Here is a 13761-nt window from a genome sequence, read left to right on the forward strand (position 1 = left end):
TTATAGGTTCGATCATTCTTTGCCATTCTGTGCACCGCCAAATTATTAAAAATGAAACAACTCATCATTTTTTTGCGGGGGCGTCAGTATAGCAGGAGCCTACTTTTTCACGACCTTTTCCAGTGTCTGGTCGACGAAGTCGCCGTCGGTGTCGTTAAAGCGCACGCGCACCGGATACCAGTCCAGCGACGGCGCCAGCCACAGATCGACCTGCTGGCCCTTGGCGTCCGGCGGCGGCGCCTTGCTCAGGTGGACCGCGCTGATTTCACCGGAGCCGATTTCCACGGTCTCGGTCTTCAGCACCTTGAAGCTCCACTGCTCGGCGTCGCGCCGGCCGGCCACGAACAGATGCCATTCGCTGCCGGGCTTGAACTTGTCCGGCGCGGCGCGCGCGATGGCCGCCAGCTGCCACTGGGCGCTGCTGCGATCCTGCTCGCCCCCCAAGATCGGATAAGTGAGGTCGCTTTCAGTAAACGCAATGGTTTTGGCGTCGCGTTTGAAGCTGGTGGTGTACGGGTCCTTGCGGATGCGCTTTTCGTAGAACGTCACCGGCGCCAGGCCGTAATCGTCAAGCAGGCCTTCGCTGCGGTTCTCCACCACTTTGCCGAAGATGGCCGCGCGGCTTTCGGTGGCGATCGCGTATTTGCCATCGCCGGCGCGCCACTGCACAGTGGCCACACCGCTCAGCGACAGGCCGTTTTGCCTGATCTTCAGGTTGTAGCTCAGGTCTGCCGATGGCGGCGGATTGGTCGGGCGCTTGACGCTCGGATGCTCGTCGGCGGCATGGGCGGCAGCGGCCAGCAGCAGTGCTGCACAAAGAATGCGGATGTTTTTCATTTGTCTGTCATCTTAATAGTGGAGACGGTTTGCGTGGTCAACGCGCCGTTTGCCTCCGTGTTACGTATCTGGACCGGATACCAGTTCAGCCCCGGCGCCAGCCAGATATCCAGTTTCGACGAATAGCTGCCCGGCTTGGGCGGGCGGCTCAAATGCCAGGTCACCACCTTGCCGTTTTTGGTGTCGATTTCCTCCTCGCCCACCAGCTGGAAGCGGAAGATGGTGGCTTCCTTTTCCTCGCCCACCTGAATGTCGATGTCGCCGCCGAACTGATTCACATCGGCGCGGCCGATGCCGCCCAGCTGGAACGGCACCGTGGCCTTGTCCTGCGCCCCCACCAGCAGCGGGTAGCTGCGCTCCGAGGCGGAGAAAGTGATGGTGCCGGCATCGCGATTGAAATGGGTCGCGGTTTCGGCGCGGCGCGCGCGCTTTTCGGTGACGGTGACCGGGGCGATGCCGTAGTCGTCGATCTCGCCCTCGCTGCGCAGCACCAGCAAATTCAGGCGCGTGATCAGCAGGCTCACGCCCGCCTCCACCGACGCCTGATAACGGCTGCCGTCAGTATGCCACGTCATGGTCGCGGCCCCCGTCCATTTGGTGCCGTCGGCATCGACCCGGTCGACCGTCATGTCGAAGCTGGCCGATGGCGGCAGATTGACCTTGTAGCGCCGCCCGGCCGGGCGCGGCGCCGCGTCCGGCACCGCGGCGGCCGGCGTTTCGCCGTGCGCCACCGCCGGTGGCGGCGTACCGGTCTGCGCCTGCGCGGCACCGGCCTGTTCGGCGCCGGCGGCGCCGCCTCCCGCCGCCGTATCGGCCGCGCCAGGTGCGGCCTGCACCGCCAGATCCCCCAGTTGCGCCGCCTCGGCTACCGTCTGCGCCACGCTCGGCCCGGCGTCGGCTACCGGTTGCACCACGGGCTTGCTGCGTGTTGCCGGTTTGCGCGGCGCCGCCAGCGGCGCAATCTCTTCCACCGGCTTGCTCTCGACCCGCTTGGGCAAGGCCAGGCGCAGCTGCGCCGTCATCAGCGATGGCGGCAGCTCCGACGGCCGGTGCGTCTGCCCGCTCAGGCGCGCGCCCACCCAGTCAATGGCGGCATAGTGCAGCGCCACGGTGGCGGCACACAAAATCAGTACGCGCCGGTGCCGGGCCAGGAAGGATGGATGGGTCATGGCCGCTAGTTTAAACGGGATCGCCAGGATCAGCTGAAGCGCGCAGAAATGTTGTCAAAACCTTTTGAATGACAAACAAATATCTGCTACGCTAAACGCTCATCCCACAGGAGAACCCCATGGCGCACAACCCGATGAACGACACACTGGATTTCGTAAAAAACCTGTGGGGCAGCATGAGCGTGCCGGGCCTGACCGCGCCGACCCTGTCGGTGGAAGAGCTGGACAAGAAGATCAACGACCTGAAGGCCGTCGAGACCTGGCTCAATCTGAATATGAGCATGCTGCGCGGGAGCATACAGGCGCTGGAAGTCCAGCGCGGCACCATCGCCACGCTCAAGTCGGTCGGCGCCAGCCTGGCCTCGGCCGTCAACACCGGGGTGAACGACAAGTCGATCTTCGACGCCAATCCTTACGCCTCGGCCTTCTTCCACCACGCGCGCGAAGCCGACAAGGCGCAAGCCGAGCCGGAAGCCAAGGCGCCGCCGGAGCCGGAGGTGAAAGCGGAAGAACCCAAGGCGCCTCCAGCGGGCGCCAGCAGCGGCCAGCCGAACGCCTGGTGGAACCTGCTGCAGGAACAGTTCAAGCAGGCCGTATCGACTGCCATGGCGTCCGAATCGATGATGACCGACGCCGCCGTCAAATTCGCCGCCGCGGCGGCAGGCGCCAGCGCGCAACCGGCGGCCAGGCCGGAGGCTTCCGCCGCGCAGGCGGCACCGGTCAAGCCGGCGGCAGTGAAAAAACCGCCCGCAAAAAAACCGGCGGCGAAAAAGCCCGCCGCCAGGCCGGCGCCGGATAAACCTTAAGATGGATTACGCCAGCCGCTGGATGCGGATGGCATCGATCAAGCCGTCGGCCTGACGCTGCACTTTCTCGATATCGATCAGGCCCTCTTCTTCCAGCAGCCTGGCGCTGTCGTGGGCAGCCTGAAAACTGTCCAGGGTATCTCCTTTGGCGGCCACCGGGCGAATCCAGGCCACACTCCCCACTTTCATTTTTTTATACACTTCCCTGGCGATATCGCGCATAGAGTTTTCCCTTTATTTGCCGTCACCTCAACCCAGTGTAATCATTTGATGAGACCGAAACAAGCACGCTGTTGCGTGGCGCGGACGGTCAGTGGCTGACCCAGTTGCTGCTCAGTTGCTGCTATAGCGGGTCGACTCCGGCACCGGGCCGTTGGCCGCTTCGTACTCGCTGGCGGCGGCTGCGGCCACCACCCCCGACATCGGCGCCAGCAGCGCCAGTTGCTCCATCAGCTGGGCAAAGCGCTGCTGCCCGGGCGCGATGGCGTCGACATGCATCAGCACCGCAATGGCTTCATCGGCCAGCACCCGGTCGTAGCCGTTTTCCTGCAGATGGGAGATCAAAATCTGCGCCGAATTGAACAGGATGCGCATATTGTGCGGCAGCTGCTTGCGGGCGTCGCGCATCCACTCGACCGCTTCGGTCAGTTTGCCGGTCTTCCACAGCAGCACGCCCTTGTTCATCAGGTCCGCCGCTTCCTGGCGCGCGGACTTGATCAGCTCCTGCCCTTCCTGGGCCATGCGCGCTTTTTCAAAAATCTTTTGCACGTCATCCAGCAGCGGCGCGTTATCGTGATTGTTGCGGGTGACGTAGCACAGCAGGTTGACCGGCGCCTCCTTGACGCCCACCGCAAACAGCAGGGTCGCCATATCGAGGCAGGATTCGGTGTCGGGACGCTGGCGGTTCTCGTCGGCCAGCATGGCTTCCAGCTCGTCGCCGGACTTGCGGGCGCGGCGGAAGTCGCCGCTTTCGTGATACACCAGGCCTTCGGTGATCTTGGCGCGCAGCGTCACCTGGTCGCCGCCGAATTGATGGACCGCCGCGTTCAGCAGGCGGATGGCTTCCTTGGTGTCGTTCTTCTGGCCGCACACGCGCGCCAGGCCGAGATAGGCGTCCACCGTTTTACGGACCGAGAATTCACCGATCTCTATGCATTTGCGGAAGGCTTTCTCCGCCACCGGGATATTCCCCAGCTTGAGCGCCGTGGTGCCCAGCGCGCGCTGGCGCGGCACGGAATTGGGCGACAGCTTGGCGGCTTTCTGCAGCACGTCGAAGGCTTCCTCGGTTTTGCCTTGCAGCTGGAACGACTCGGCCAGCTGGTCGAAGGCGTCGATGTAGAAGCGGTTGTCCGCAATGACGGCCTGGAACATCATGCGCGCCGAATCGAGATCGCCATTGGCCATGCGGATTTTTCCGAGGCCGCAACGCGCCCAGTTGTATTCGCGCTCCTGCAGCACATCCTCGTACACCAGGCCTGCGCGATCCGGGTCGCCGCTCTTGAGCAGCAGCGTGGCCTTCATGCGCTGCAGGTCGATGGCGTGCAGCGGGTGGTGGGCAATCTGTTCTTCACACAGCTTGGCGGCGCGCAGGTAATCCTTGTCGGCAAAGGCCTGGTCGATTTCGCGGAAGATCTGCTTGCGCAGCCACACGCGGTTCAGGCGCGTGAGCAGCACGCCTTCGGTGATCGGCTTGATGATGTAGGCGTCCGGCTGATGCTCGGCTGCGCCCATCACCGACTCCACGCTCTTTTCGGCGGACACCATCAGCCACACGCTGGACGGCAGCATCAGGTTGCGGATGCGCGCTTCTTCCAGCACCTGCTGGCCGTTCTTGCCGTCGCCAAGGTTGTAATCGCACAGCACCACGTCGTAGCGGGTTTTCGACAGCAGTACCATGGCCTCGCCGCCGCTGGAGGCCTGGTCGATATGCTTGGCGCCGAGGTTGCGCAGCGATTCGCGCAGCAGCTGGCGGATGCCGACGAAGTCGTCGATGATGAGGTAGCGCTTTTCCGCCCAGTCGATGCCGCTTTCGGCAGGATTCGAGGTGGTCATGATGTCACTCATCGTCAAGGCAGGCGCAGGACGAAGCAGCCGCCGCCCAGCGTGCCGCCGTTTTCCAGCGCGATGCTGCCGCTGCGCTGGCGGTGCTTGTGCATCTTGGCCACCTCGCTGGAGAAGTACAGACCGAGGCCGCTGCTGTTGTTGAGGAAGTCGATGCGGGCGCGTTGCGGGTCCATGGCGGTGACGCCTGCTTCCAGCAGCGAGGCGGGAAAGCCGCTGCCATTGTCTTCCACGCGCAGTTCAAGGTAATCGCCGTCAATGCTGATGGCGAGGCGCACGCGGTCGCGCGTGTAGCGGATGGCGTTGTTGATGGCGTGGACCAGCACACCGATCACCAGGTCTTCATCCAGCGTCCAGATGGCGTGTTGCGGGTATTCGGCATCCAGCGTGATGCCGCGCGATTGCAGCAACATGTGGGCCTGAGCGGAAAGCTGTTCGACCAGTTCGCGCACGCTGCGCGGAGCGGGGTCGAAGGGGTAGCCGGGTTTGCCGACGTCCTTGTACAGGGCGAGCAACTGAATCAGGTTATCGTTGAGACGCTTGGTCTGGTACAGCATGTGCGCCATCTGGCCGTATTCAGGTGCGCTGTTGGATGGATGGGCGGCGAGCAGATTCTCCAGCGTGCCACTGAGGACGCTGATCGAGTTTTTCATGTCATGCACGGTGGAGGCCAGAAACATGAACAGCTCTGGAGAGCCTTCGTGCGGCGCTTCTTGTTCATCCATTGCTGTGATTCTCGCGGATGGTTGTTCTGTGGCCGATTATAGCCGTTATTGGCTGCGGCGGCGTTGTTTGAGGAGGAAGCGGCCGGGGTCGAGGGCGTCTATCAGCTGGGTTTCCAGTGGCGGCGGCGTGTGTTCAAGTTGCGACACCAGCAGTTCGGCCATCAGGGGCGCCCAGATCAGGCCTCGGGAGGCGTAGCCCAGCAGGCAGTGCAGGCCTTCGTGGCGCGGCACGTCGGACAGGAATTCAAGGCGGCCGGCGTTGGGATAATCGGGCAACGCGCCGGCCAGTGGCAGACGGTCGGGCGCCGCGCAGCGGAAGCCTACGCGGCCGGCCAGCGGCGCGGTCTGCGCGAGCGCCGCCACGTCGGCGCCGGGAATGATCTCGGCCAGGCGGGTGAGGTTTTCCAGCTGGCTACTGGCGCGCAGGGCTGGGTCGTCGTCGTTGTCGTAGGTGGCGCCGGCGCAGACGATGCCGTTCGACGGCGGCGTGACGTAGGCCTCGCGGCACACCACCAGCGGCAGCACGGGTGGGCGTGGCGCGGCGGTCATCGCGTCAGCGGGCGAGGTGGCGGGCCGCAGGGCTGCGCCGGGCTGCGCGTCCATGGCGGCCGAGGGGGCGAGCGCAAGGTGCGTGACCTGGCCGCGCAGTTTGAACAGCGGCAGTTCGGCGGCTTGTTCTATCTGGCCTGCCTGCGCGCCGCTGGCGAGGATGGCGGTTGGCGCTTGCGCGATCAGCGTGCCGTCTACGCCGCGTACTTGCCACTCGCCGTCAACGCGCTGCAGGGACAGCGCAGCGGTGCTGAACACGCGTTGCAGACGGTCGCCGCAGGCGTTCAGCATCGCCTCGCACAAGGATGAGGGGCGCGCCCAGCCGCCCTGCTCGAACAGCCAGCCGCCATGCGGCGTGGCCGCGCCAATCAACGCGCTGGCTTCCTGCGCATCGGCCCAGCGGGCATATTCCTGCGGATAGTTCCATGTTGCCAGCGCCTCCTGCTGAACGATGGCGTGACGCTCATCGCGCGCCAGCTGCAGCACGCCGCAATCGGCACCTTCAAAAGCGCGGCCAACGCCGCCAAGCCGGCGCCACTCGCGCAGCGCGAACAGATAGGCAGCGCGGCTCAGACGCGTCGGAATATTGTCGTCCTTGGAAAGCAGCGGCATGAAAATGCCAGCCAGATTACCGGACGCTTCCTGCGCCGGCTGTGCGTGGCGCTCGACCAGCGTGACCTGCCAGCCACGCGCGCATAAGCGATGCGCCGCCGAGGCCCCGGCCAGACCTGCGCCAATCACCACCGCACGCCGCACCGGCTGCGCCACGTCCGCCGGCTGCGGCCGACGGCTGCGATACACCGCATCGATGTCGGGCACGTCGCCCGCACCGCCGGCGATGCGGCACGCGAAGCCGGCGGCGGTCAGCGCCCACACCAGCGCTTCATCGGGCGCGCGGGCGTGCAGCAGCGCGCCTTGCACCGCAAGCTTGGCCAGCGTGCGCGCCATCGGCGGCGTCACCGAAGCATCGAGATGAAATGCATGCACCCGCGCGCTGATCTGCGGCAGCATGGCGTCCAGCGCGCCGACCAGCAAATCCAGGGTCACCCCGTCATCCACAATCACGCGATGGAAACCAGGCACATTCAACGGCCACAAGGCGCGCAGGCCGTCCGCTGGCGGCGGCAGCACAGGCGCCACCGCGATGTAATGCAAACGCCCGCCTTGCGCGCGCGCCGCTGCAAACCGCTCGCCACTCCAATCAGTGTCGAGCACCACCCGCATCATCACTTACGCGCCTTCCTGCAAAAACAGTCCGGCGCATGGTCGTTCACCATGCCGATGCCCTGCATGTAAGCGTAAATAATCGTCGAGCCAACAAACTTGAATCCCAGCCTGGCCAGATCTTTGGAGATCCGGTCCGACAATTCCGTCTTGGCCGGACGCGGCCCCTTGCCGCTCGCCAGCGGCTTGCCGCCGACATAGGACCACAACAGTTTATCCAGACTGCTACCGCTCTCCAGCAGCCGCAGATACGCCTGCGCATTGGTGATTGCAGCCGCGACCTTCAGCCGGTTGCGCACGATGCCAGGATTGGCCAGCAGCTCCGCCACCTTGTCCGGACCATAGGCCGCGATTTTCTTCGCATCCCACTGGTCAAACGCGGCGCGATAATTCTCGCGCTTGTTGAGAATGGTCTCCCAGCTCAGCCCCGCCTGCGCGCCCTCCAGATTCAGCATCTCGAACAGGCGGCGCTCGTCGTGGCAAGGCACGCCCCACTCGGTGTCGTGATATGCGAGATACAGCGGGTTGGCCGGATTGGCCCAGCTGCAGCGCTTCTTTTCCATGAATTAGCCCAGTTCCAGATCGCTCGATAAACCGACGCGGCGCCGCTCGCCGCCCAGCACCAGCGGGCCGCCCAGATTGCTGACCAGGCGCACCTCGCCATCCGCCGCCGCCTGATCCAGCTGCTGCATCAGGCGCGGGAACACACCTTCCGCGCGGGTGGTCCCGGTGCTGTACAAAGCCGCCCAGGCATTGCGCCCCGAGCGCTTGGCGATGTACAAGCCCTGATCCGCCAGCTCCACCACCTGCGACCATGACAACAGGCGCGGTTGGTCCGGCAGGAACGGGAAGCACGCAAAGCCGATCGAACAGGTCCTGGCCAGACGCGCGCCGTCCGGCAAGGCGAAATCACGCTCGGCCACGGCGCGGCGCATGCGCTCGGCCAGACCGGGCGCCTCGTCACGATGCGTGGCGCGCGCCAGCACCAGGAATTCCTCGCCGCCCCAGCGGATCACATAATCCGATTCGCGGAACACCTCGCGCAGGCGTTCCTGCATCTGCACCAGGATCGAGTCGCCGGCAGCGTGACCATAGCGGTCATTCACTTCCTTGAAGTGGTCCAGATCCACCATGAAGAACACCAGGTCATTCGGCGCCTGCAGGTCGCACTCGGTCAGTTCGCGGTGCTGGCCGGTCTCGTAGCCGCGCAGGCTCATGGCCACGTCGGCATCCACGTTCTGCAGGAAGAAGCGGCGATTGCGCAAGCCGGTCAGCTGATCGGTCAGACTGACTTCTTCCAGCGCCTTGTAGGCCTGCTCCAGTTCCAGATTCTTTTCCAGCAGTTGCTGCTGCGTCGCCGCCACCTGCTGATAGGCGCGCGCGTTATCCAGCGCGATGGCGCCGTAAGCGCACAGCGTGCGGAAGATCAGGCGTTCGCGCTCGCCATACGCATGCGCATGCAGCGACTGCACCGTCATCGCCCCCAGCACGCGTTCGCCCACCCGCAGCGGCGCAAACAGCAGGCTCAATGTCGGCAGCGTGCCAGGAATCAGGTGCGGCGTGACGCCCTGCTCGTCCAGCTCAATCAAAATCTCGCGCCGCTCGCGCACGCAGCGCGCCGAATTGGCGCTGGGCGAGGACAGCGGAATGCGGATCGACGGCACCGGCTTGCCCGCTTCCACGCCAAAAGTGCACACCAGCGTTTCGCCGTCCGGCTCCAGCAGGAAGATGGAGAAGTGCGTCGCATCCAGCAGGCCATGCACGTGGCGGTCCAGCGCGCGGAACACCGCCGCCGCATCCAGGTGCGCGGTGATCTCCTGCCCGATGGCGCTCAGGTGCTCCAGCGTGGCACTGGTCTGTTGCAGCACCTCGGCGCGCTGCGCTTCGGCGGCGGCCAGTTGGCGATGGTGCTCGCCCTCGGTCTGCGCGCGCTCGGTCTGATACTGCACCTGCATGGCGATGGCGCGGTTGGTGGCTTCCTTGCTGTGCGTCTGGTCGCGCGCGGCGTTGGCGCGCAGCGAGATGGTGTAGGCACGCTGGTAATCGCCGATCGCCGCGTACTCGCGCGCGGCCGCATCGAGCAGCGTGCCGGGCACGGTGTAGCCTTCGATAGTGGCCGCGATCTCCAGCGCCAGCTGCAGGTAGTGCAGTACGGCGTTCGGCGCCATCATCAATTCCGGACCGGGCAGGTCGTGGCGCGCGTGGATGTCGGCCAGCACATTCAGCGCGGCGATCTGGCTCGACGCATCGCCATGATCGCGCGCCAGCGCCAGCGCGGCTTGCGCGGCGGCCAGCGCGGCGGCAGGCCGCGACAGATGCGACAGCGCGTGCGCCTGTCCGCGCCGCGCGCTGCTCTGGAAATCGTTCTGGCACAAGGCGTCGCCGCGCGCGGCCAGGCGGGTAAAGCTGTCCAGCGCCGCCACGTGGTTGCCCAGGTCCAGCGCCAGGTCGCCCTGGTATTCCAGCGCCACCGCGTACGCGCGCGATCCGGACAACGGCGACAAGGTGTTGAGCGCCTCGCGCAGCAGGCTTTGCGCGGCGTCACGCTGGCCCAGCTGGCGCAGCGTTTCGGCGGTCTGCATCAGGCACATGCCTATGCTCAGCGGCCAGCCGGTCGGGCGTGCCAGATCCAGCCCGCGCTGCATCCAGTCCAGCGCGGCCTCGTGCGCATTCAGGCTGGTGAAGCCGTTGCCGATGTTGGTGGCGACGATGATGGCGCGGCGGATCTGACCGGTGGCCAGCGCGGTTTCAAAGCTCAGCATCAGGTGGCCGATGGCGCGGCCATACTCGCTGCGCTGGAAAGCGCAGGTGCCAAAGAAGTCGCTGATCCAGCCGGCCGCGATCGGCGCCACGCCGTCCAGGTTGGCGCCAAAACGGCCGTTCCAGCGCTGCTGGGCCACCGGCCAGTCGCCAAAGGCGTCGCAGATGCCGGAGGCGGCGTCGATCACATCGATGCGGACCGGGTCGGCCGCCTCGCGGGCGGCAGCGGCGGCCTGGCGCAGCCAGCGGTCGCCGGCGGCGCTGACGCCGCGGTCGTTGGACACCCATGCCAGCACCCAGCAGGCGTCCGCGCGGCAGGCGGCGGCCTCCACCGGCAACGCCGGTGCGGCCTGTTCGCACAGCAGCAAAGCTTGTTCGAGATGGAATTGGGCCGAGTCCAGCTCGCCGCGCAGCCATTCCGGCTCGGCAGCGATCAGCAGCAGGCGGGCGCGCTGCAAAGTGGCTTCGGCGGGGGGCAGCAGATCCAGCAGCGGCACGATCTCGGCGGACAACTGCGCGGCACGTGCGGGGTCACGCTGGCGCAAATGCCAGGCGAGCGCCGTCCGCAACCGAAGCCGCTCCGCGCCTTGCACTTCATGCAATATCGAATCCCAGTGCGCCAGCGCTTCGTCGAGCGCATACATGTCCACCAAAGTGACTTTCCTCTACTGTGTTGCCGCCGCGCGCCGTTGCGCTGCTACCGCATTATTCCACAGTTTGCAGGCACGTCTGCATGCCCCGTTTAAGTGCCTGATATCAAAGCCTTTTTAGTTCCACATGGAAACTACCTTGATGGAAGCAACCGGGAATTAGTGCTTGCCAGAAGTTAAACCTTGCACGGTTTGCAAATGCTGGTCGATGGTCGGCTGCAGCTGCGCGGCCAGCGCCTTGACCTCCGGATCGGTGGCCTTTTTCTGTGCCCCGACCACTTTGGCGTGCGCCTCCTTGTGGTCTTTCACGCCGGCGTTTTCCAGGTAGGCTTTGTCAAAGGCGGCGCCCGACAGCGAGTTCAGATGGTCTGCCATTTTCTTGTGCTTGGCGTCCGGCTCGCTGGGCAGGGTGACATTCTTGGCCTTGGCCACGTCCTGCACTGCCTGCAGGCCCTTGGTGTGATCGTCCACCATTTGCTGGGCGAACTTTTTGACATCGGCCGCTTCCGATTTTTGCAACGCCAGCTTGCCGGTCGCGACCTCGGCCATGTTGGCTTGCGCCAGTTCGTTCAGGATTTGCTGGTCGCCCTTGCTCAGGGACTGAGCGTAAGATGCATGGGCAGCCACCAGCGCCAGCACGGCACCGCAGATTTTCAGGTTCATGACTTGTCTCCTCGGTAAATGTGAAATTTATTTTAAGGAGGATGGAATAAAGCAGCCGCACCTTACGTTTACGCAATAACTTCAACCCGCACAGGAGACTTGCCATGAAACTCGCCCTCACCCTCACCGCCTTGTTGCTGACCAGTGCCGTCCACGCCGACGACGTCATGAAAAAAGATGGCGTGCTGGTCAACAGTGCCGGCATGACCGTCTACACCTTCGACAAGGACACCGCCGGCAGCGGCAAAAGCGCCTGCAACGGCCCTTGCATTGAGAACTGGCCGGCCGTGGCGCCGTCCGCCAACGTGACGGCGCCGTACTCCGTCATCACCCGCGACGACGGCAGCAAGCAGCTGGCCTACCAGGGCAAGCCGCTGTACCTGTTCAAGAAAGACCTCAAGCCGGGCGACCGCAACGGCGACAACTTCAAGGACGTCTGGCACGTGGTCAAAGACTGATGCATACAGACTCCCAGCGCCTGCTCGACTGCATCCCGCGCCTGCGCCGCTATGCGCGGGCGCTGCTGGGCGCCGGCGCCGATGCCGACGACCTGGTGCAAGACACCGTGGCGCGCGGCTGGGACAAGCTGTCTTCGTGGCGGCCGGGCAGCGACATGCGCGCCTGGCTGTTTGGCATCATGCACAACCTGCACGCCGACCAGCTGCGGCGCGCGCCTCCGGCCGCGGTGGAACTGGATGACACGCTGGCGGCCCCCGCCAGCGACGCGACTGCCGGCCGGCTGGCCCTGCGCGACCTGGATACCGCGCTGCGCCTGCTGCCGCCCGAGCAGCGCGAGGTGCTGTTGCTGGTGGCGCTGGAGGAACTGAGCTATGAGGAAGTGGCGGCGGTGCTGCAGATTCCGGCCGGCACCGTGATGTCGCGCCTGTCGCGCGGGCGCGAACGCTTGCGCTTGCTGATGGAGGGCCAGCCGCTGCCCTCGCCGCTGAAAGTGATCAAATGAATGCCCCCGTAACCGAAGCCGAGCTGCAAGCCTGGGTCGACGGCCGCCTGGCGCCGGCGCGCCGCGCGGCGGTGGACGCCTATCTGCAGCAGTACCCGGCCGAAGCCGCGCGCCTGCAGGCTTACTGCGCCCAGAACGCCAGCCTGCGCGCCCTGTTCAACCCGGTGCTGGACGAGCCGCTGCCGCCGGCGCTGGCGCGCCGTCCGCGCAGCTGGCCGCAGTGGCCCTTGCGCCTGGCCGCCATGCTGGCGCTGACGCTGGCCGGCGGCGCCGGCGGCTGGTGGCTGCATGGGGCCAGCACGCCGGCCGCCACAGCGGTGCTGCAAGCGGCGGCCCTGCCCGGCCGCGCGGCCGTGGCGCACGCGGTCTACACGCCGGAAGTGCGGCACCCGGTGGAAGTCGGCGCCGACCAGCAGGCGCACTTGGTGGCCTGGCTGTCGAAACGGCTGGGCGCGCCGCTCAGGGCACCGCAACTGGGCGCGCAGGGCTGGGAACTGGAAGGGGGAAGACTGCTGCCGGGCCAGAGCGGCCCGGTGGCGCAGCTGATGTACCGCAATGCCAGCGGCGCCCGCCTGACGCTGTACGTCTCGACCGAACAGCAGCATGGCCGCGACACCGGCTTCCGTTTTGCGCAGGAAGGCCCGGTCAGCGTGTTTTACTGGATAGACGGCAAATTCGGCTATGCCCTGTCGGGCACGCTGGACAAGGCGGCGCTGGCCGCCGTGGCCAGCGCCGTCTATGCCCAGCTGGACCCGGCCGGCGGCTAGGCGCGCGCCGGCTGCTTGATCTGGATCAGACGCGAGCGCATGCCCTCTGTGGCAGCCGGGCCAGGCGCAAACATGTAATCCTCGTCATTGATGGCCAGGCCGCTGTTGGCATCCACCAGCACCTGGTCGGCCGGCTTGCCGGTCTCGCGGCTCACCACCAGCAGGCTGGCCCCTTCCGGCGCCAGATGCTCATTGCCCCACGCCACAAAGGCCAGCAGCACCGGTTTGAAGTCGCGGCCCGCCTTGGTCAGCACATACTCGTAGCGCGGCGGACGGGCGCTGTACTGGCGGCGCTCCATCAGCCCGCCCTCGACCAGCCCGGCCAGGCGGCGGGTCAGCATGTTTGGCGCGATCTTCAGGCTTTTTTCGAATTCGTCAAAACGCGTCAGGCCGTAGAAGGCGTCACGCAGGATCAGAATGCTCCACCATTCGCCCACTTTTCCCAGGCTGCGAGCGATCGGGCATGGCATGCTGCCAAAGTCGGTATGTTTCATGTTCAGCTCCTCAAAGTTGGATGATCTTTGCTCGGGTTACTTGCATCATGGATGCAAGAAAGTGTGACTTTTTAAGGTGGTGCAACTGCTGTGAC

14 protein-coding genes are annotated in these 13761 nt (G+C 65.4%); 4 read left to right on the top strand and 10 right to left on the bottom strand.

Features of this window, described 5'->3' with window-relative positions:
• Positions 1 to 99: 99 nt before the first annotated feature.
• Complete coding sequence (locus tag ABDW57_RS27260; protein ID WP_343733278.1) at positions 100 to 837, bottom strand: DUF3108 domain-containing protein; 738 nt, start codon at positions 835 to 837, stop codon at positions 100 to 102.
• The gene (locus tag ABDW57_RS27265; protein WP_343733279.1) at positions 834 to 2006 is read right to left on the bottom strand and encodes a DUF3108 domain-containing protein; all 1173 of its coding nucleotides are present in this window, start codon (positions 2004 to 2006) and stop codon (positions 834 to 836) included. Before ABDW57_RS27265 ends, ABDW57_RS27260 begins: the two co-directional genes overlap by 4 nt.
• A gap of 119 nt (positions 2007 to 2125) precedes the next feature.
• Here ABDW57_RS27265 and ABDW57_RS27270 point away from each other — a divergent pair, with 119 nt between their 5' ends.
• Positions 2126 to 2812, top strand: a complete 687-nt coding sequence (locus tag ABDW57_RS27270; RefSeq protein ID WP_343733280.1) for a PhaM family polyhydroxyalkanoate granule multifunctional regulatory protein — start codon at positions 2126 to 2128, stop codon at positions 2810 to 2812.
• 6 nt (positions 2813 to 2818) lie between these two features.
• Here ABDW57_RS27270 and ABDW57_RS27275 read toward each other — a convergent pair whose 3' ends face one another.
• The 7 genes from ABDW57_RS27275 to ABDW57_RS27305 all read right to left on the bottom strand — a co-directional run bounded on the left by ABDW57_RS27275 (position 2819) and on the right by ABDW57_RS27305 (position 11444).
• The gene (locus ABDW57_RS27275; protein ID WP_176645789.1) at positions 2819 to 3034 is read right to left on the bottom strand and encodes a hypothetical protein; all 216 of its coding nucleotides are present in this window, start codon (positions 3032 to 3034) and stop codon (positions 2819 to 2821) included.
• A gap of 111 nt (positions 3035 to 3145) precedes the next feature.
• Positions 3146 to 4864: a tetratricopeptide repeat protein gene (locus ABDW57_RS27280; RefSeq protein ID WP_343733281.1), complete on the bottom strand. Its 1719-nt coding sequence runs from the start codon at positions 4862 to 4864 to the stop codon at positions 3146 to 3148.
• 14 nt (positions 4865 to 4878) lie between these two features.
• Positions 4879 to 5598 carry a HAMP domain-containing sensor histidine kinase gene (locus ABDW57_RS27285; protein ID WP_343733282.1) on the bottom strand — a complete coding sequence of 240 codons (720 nt, stop codon included), beginning with the start codon at positions 5596 to 5598 and terminating at the stop codon, positions 4879 to 4881.
• A 45-nt stretch (positions 5599 to 5643) separates the two neighbouring features.
• On the bottom strand, positions 5644 to 7371 hold the full coding sequence (mnmC, locus tag ABDW57_RS27290; RefSeq protein ID WP_343733303.1) for an FAD-dependent 5-carboxymethylaminomethyl-2-thiouridine(34) oxidoreductase MnmC: 1728 nt from the start codon (positions 7369 to 7371) through the stop codon (positions 5644 to 5646).
• Positions 7372 to 7373: 2 nt separating this feature from the next.
• Entirely contained in the window at positions 7374 to 7934 is a 561-nt protein-coding gene (locus ABDW57_RS27295; protein WP_343733283.1) for a DNA-3-methyladenine glycosylase I, read from the bottom strand.
• A gap of 3 nt (positions 7935 to 7937) precedes the next feature.
• Positions 7938 to 10775, bottom strand: coding sequence for a diguanylate cyclase (locus tag ABDW57_RS27300; RefSeq protein ID WP_343733304.1), 2838 nt, complete (start codon positions 10773 to 10775; stop codon positions 7938 to 7940).
• A gap of 165 nt (positions 10776 to 10940) precedes the next feature.
• The gene (locus ABDW57_RS27305; protein ID WP_343733284.1) at positions 10941 to 11444 is read right to left on the bottom strand and encodes a DUF4142 domain-containing protein; all 504 of its coding nucleotides are present in this window, start codon (positions 11442 to 11444) and stop codon (positions 10941 to 10943) included.
• A gap of 104 nt (positions 11445 to 11548) precedes the next feature.
• Between ABDW57_RS27305 and ABDW57_RS27310 the strand changes: the two genes are divergently transcribed.
• The 3 genes from ABDW57_RS27310 to ABDW57_RS27320 are packed head-to-tail and all read left to right on the top strand — an operon-like array spanning position 11549 to position 13172.
• Positions 11549 to 11902 (top strand): hypothetical protein, encoded by a 354-nt coding sequence (locus ABDW57_RS27310; protein ID WP_343733285.1) that lies wholly within the window; start codon positions 11549 to 11551, stop codon positions 11900 to 11902.
• Positions 11902 to 12405, top strand: coding sequence for an RNA polymerase sigma factor (locus ABDW57_RS27315; RefSeq protein WP_343733286.1), 504 nt, complete (start codon positions 11902 to 11904; stop codon positions 12403 to 12405). Before ABDW57_RS27310 ends, ABDW57_RS27315 begins: the two co-directional genes overlap by 1 nt.
• Entirely contained in the window at positions 12402 to 13172 is a 771-nt protein-coding gene (locus ABDW57_RS27320; RefSeq protein WP_343733287.1) for an anti-sigma factor, read from the top strand. The genes ABDW57_RS27315 and ABDW57_RS27320 overlap by 4 nt, the downstream gene beginning before the upstream one ends.
• On the opposite strand, the gene ABDW57_RS27325 is transcribed toward ABDW57_RS27320, so the two are convergent.
• A complete protein-coding gene (locus ABDW57_RS27325) occupies positions 13169 to 13666 on the bottom strand; it encodes a helix-turn-helix domain-containing protein (RefSeq protein ID WP_343733288.1) in 498 nt (165 codons plus the stop codon). The genes ABDW57_RS27320 and ABDW57_RS27325 overlap by 4 nt on opposite strands.
• Positions 13667 to 13761: the final 95 nt, after the last annotated feature.

The sequence above is a fragment of the Duganella sp. genome (genome assembly GCF_039595735.1).
Taxonomy (GTDB): domain Bacteria; phylum Pseudomonadota; class Gammaproteobacteria; order Burkholderiales; family Burkholderiaceae_D; genus Rugamonas.

Bases quoted from the DNA above. Each gene is read 5' to 3' on its own strand.
- ABDW57_RS27260 (WP_343733278.1), bottom strand. From the start codon at position 837: ATGAAAAACATCCGCATTCTTTGTGCAGCACTGCTGCTGGCCGCTGCC.
- ABDW57_RS27265 (WP_343733279.1), bottom strand. From the start codon at position 2,006: ATGACCCATCCATCCTTCCTGGCCCGGCACCGGCGCGTACTGATTTTG.
- ABDW57_RS27270 (WP_343733280.1), top strand. From the start codon at position 2,126: ATGGCGCACAACCCGATGAACGACACACTGGATTTCGTAAAAAACCTG.
- ABDW57_RS27275 (WP_176645789.1), bottom strand. From the start codon at position 3,034: ATGCGCGATATCGCCAGGGAAGTGTATAAAAAAATGAAAGTGGGGAGT.
- ABDW57_RS27280 (WP_343733281.1), bottom strand. From the start codon at position 4,864: ATGACCACCTCGAATCCTGCCGAAAGCGGCATCGACTGGGCGGAAAAG.
- ABDW57_RS27285 (WP_343733282.1), bottom strand. From the start codon at position 5,598: ATGGATGAACAAGAAGCGCCGCACGAAGGCTCTCCAGAGCTGTTCATG.
- mnmC (WP_343733303.1), bottom strand. From the start codon at position 7,371: ATGCGGGTGGTGCTCGACACTGATTGGAGTGGCGAGCGGTTTGCAGCG.
- ABDW57_RS27295 (WP_343733283.1), bottom strand. From the start codon at position 7,934: ATGGAAAAGAAGCGCTGCAGCTGGGCCAATCCGGCCAACCCGCTGTAT.
- ABDW57_RS27300 (WP_343733304.1), bottom strand. From the start codon at position 10,775: ATGTATGCGCTCGACGAAGCGCTGGCGCACTGGGATTCGATATTGCAT.
- ABDW57_RS27305 (WP_343733284.1), bottom strand. From the start codon at position 11,444: ATGAACCTGAAAATCTGCGGTGCCGTGCTGGCGCTGGTGGCTGCCCAT.
- ABDW57_RS27310 (WP_343733285.1), top strand. From the start codon at position 11,549: ATGAAACTCGCCCTCACCCTCACCGCCTTGTTGCTGACCAGTGCCGTC.
- ABDW57_RS27315 (WP_343733286.1), top strand. From the start codon at position 11,902: ATGCATACAGACTCCCAGCGCCTGCTCGACTGCATCCCGCGCCTGCGC.
- ABDW57_RS27320 (WP_343733287.1), top strand. From the start codon at position 12,402: ATGAATGCCCCCGTAACCGAAGCCGAGCTGCAAGCCTGGGTCGACGGC.
- ABDW57_RS27325 (WP_343733288.1), bottom strand. From the start codon at position 13,666: ATGAAACATACCGACTTTGGCAGCATGCCATGCCCGATCGCTCGCAGC.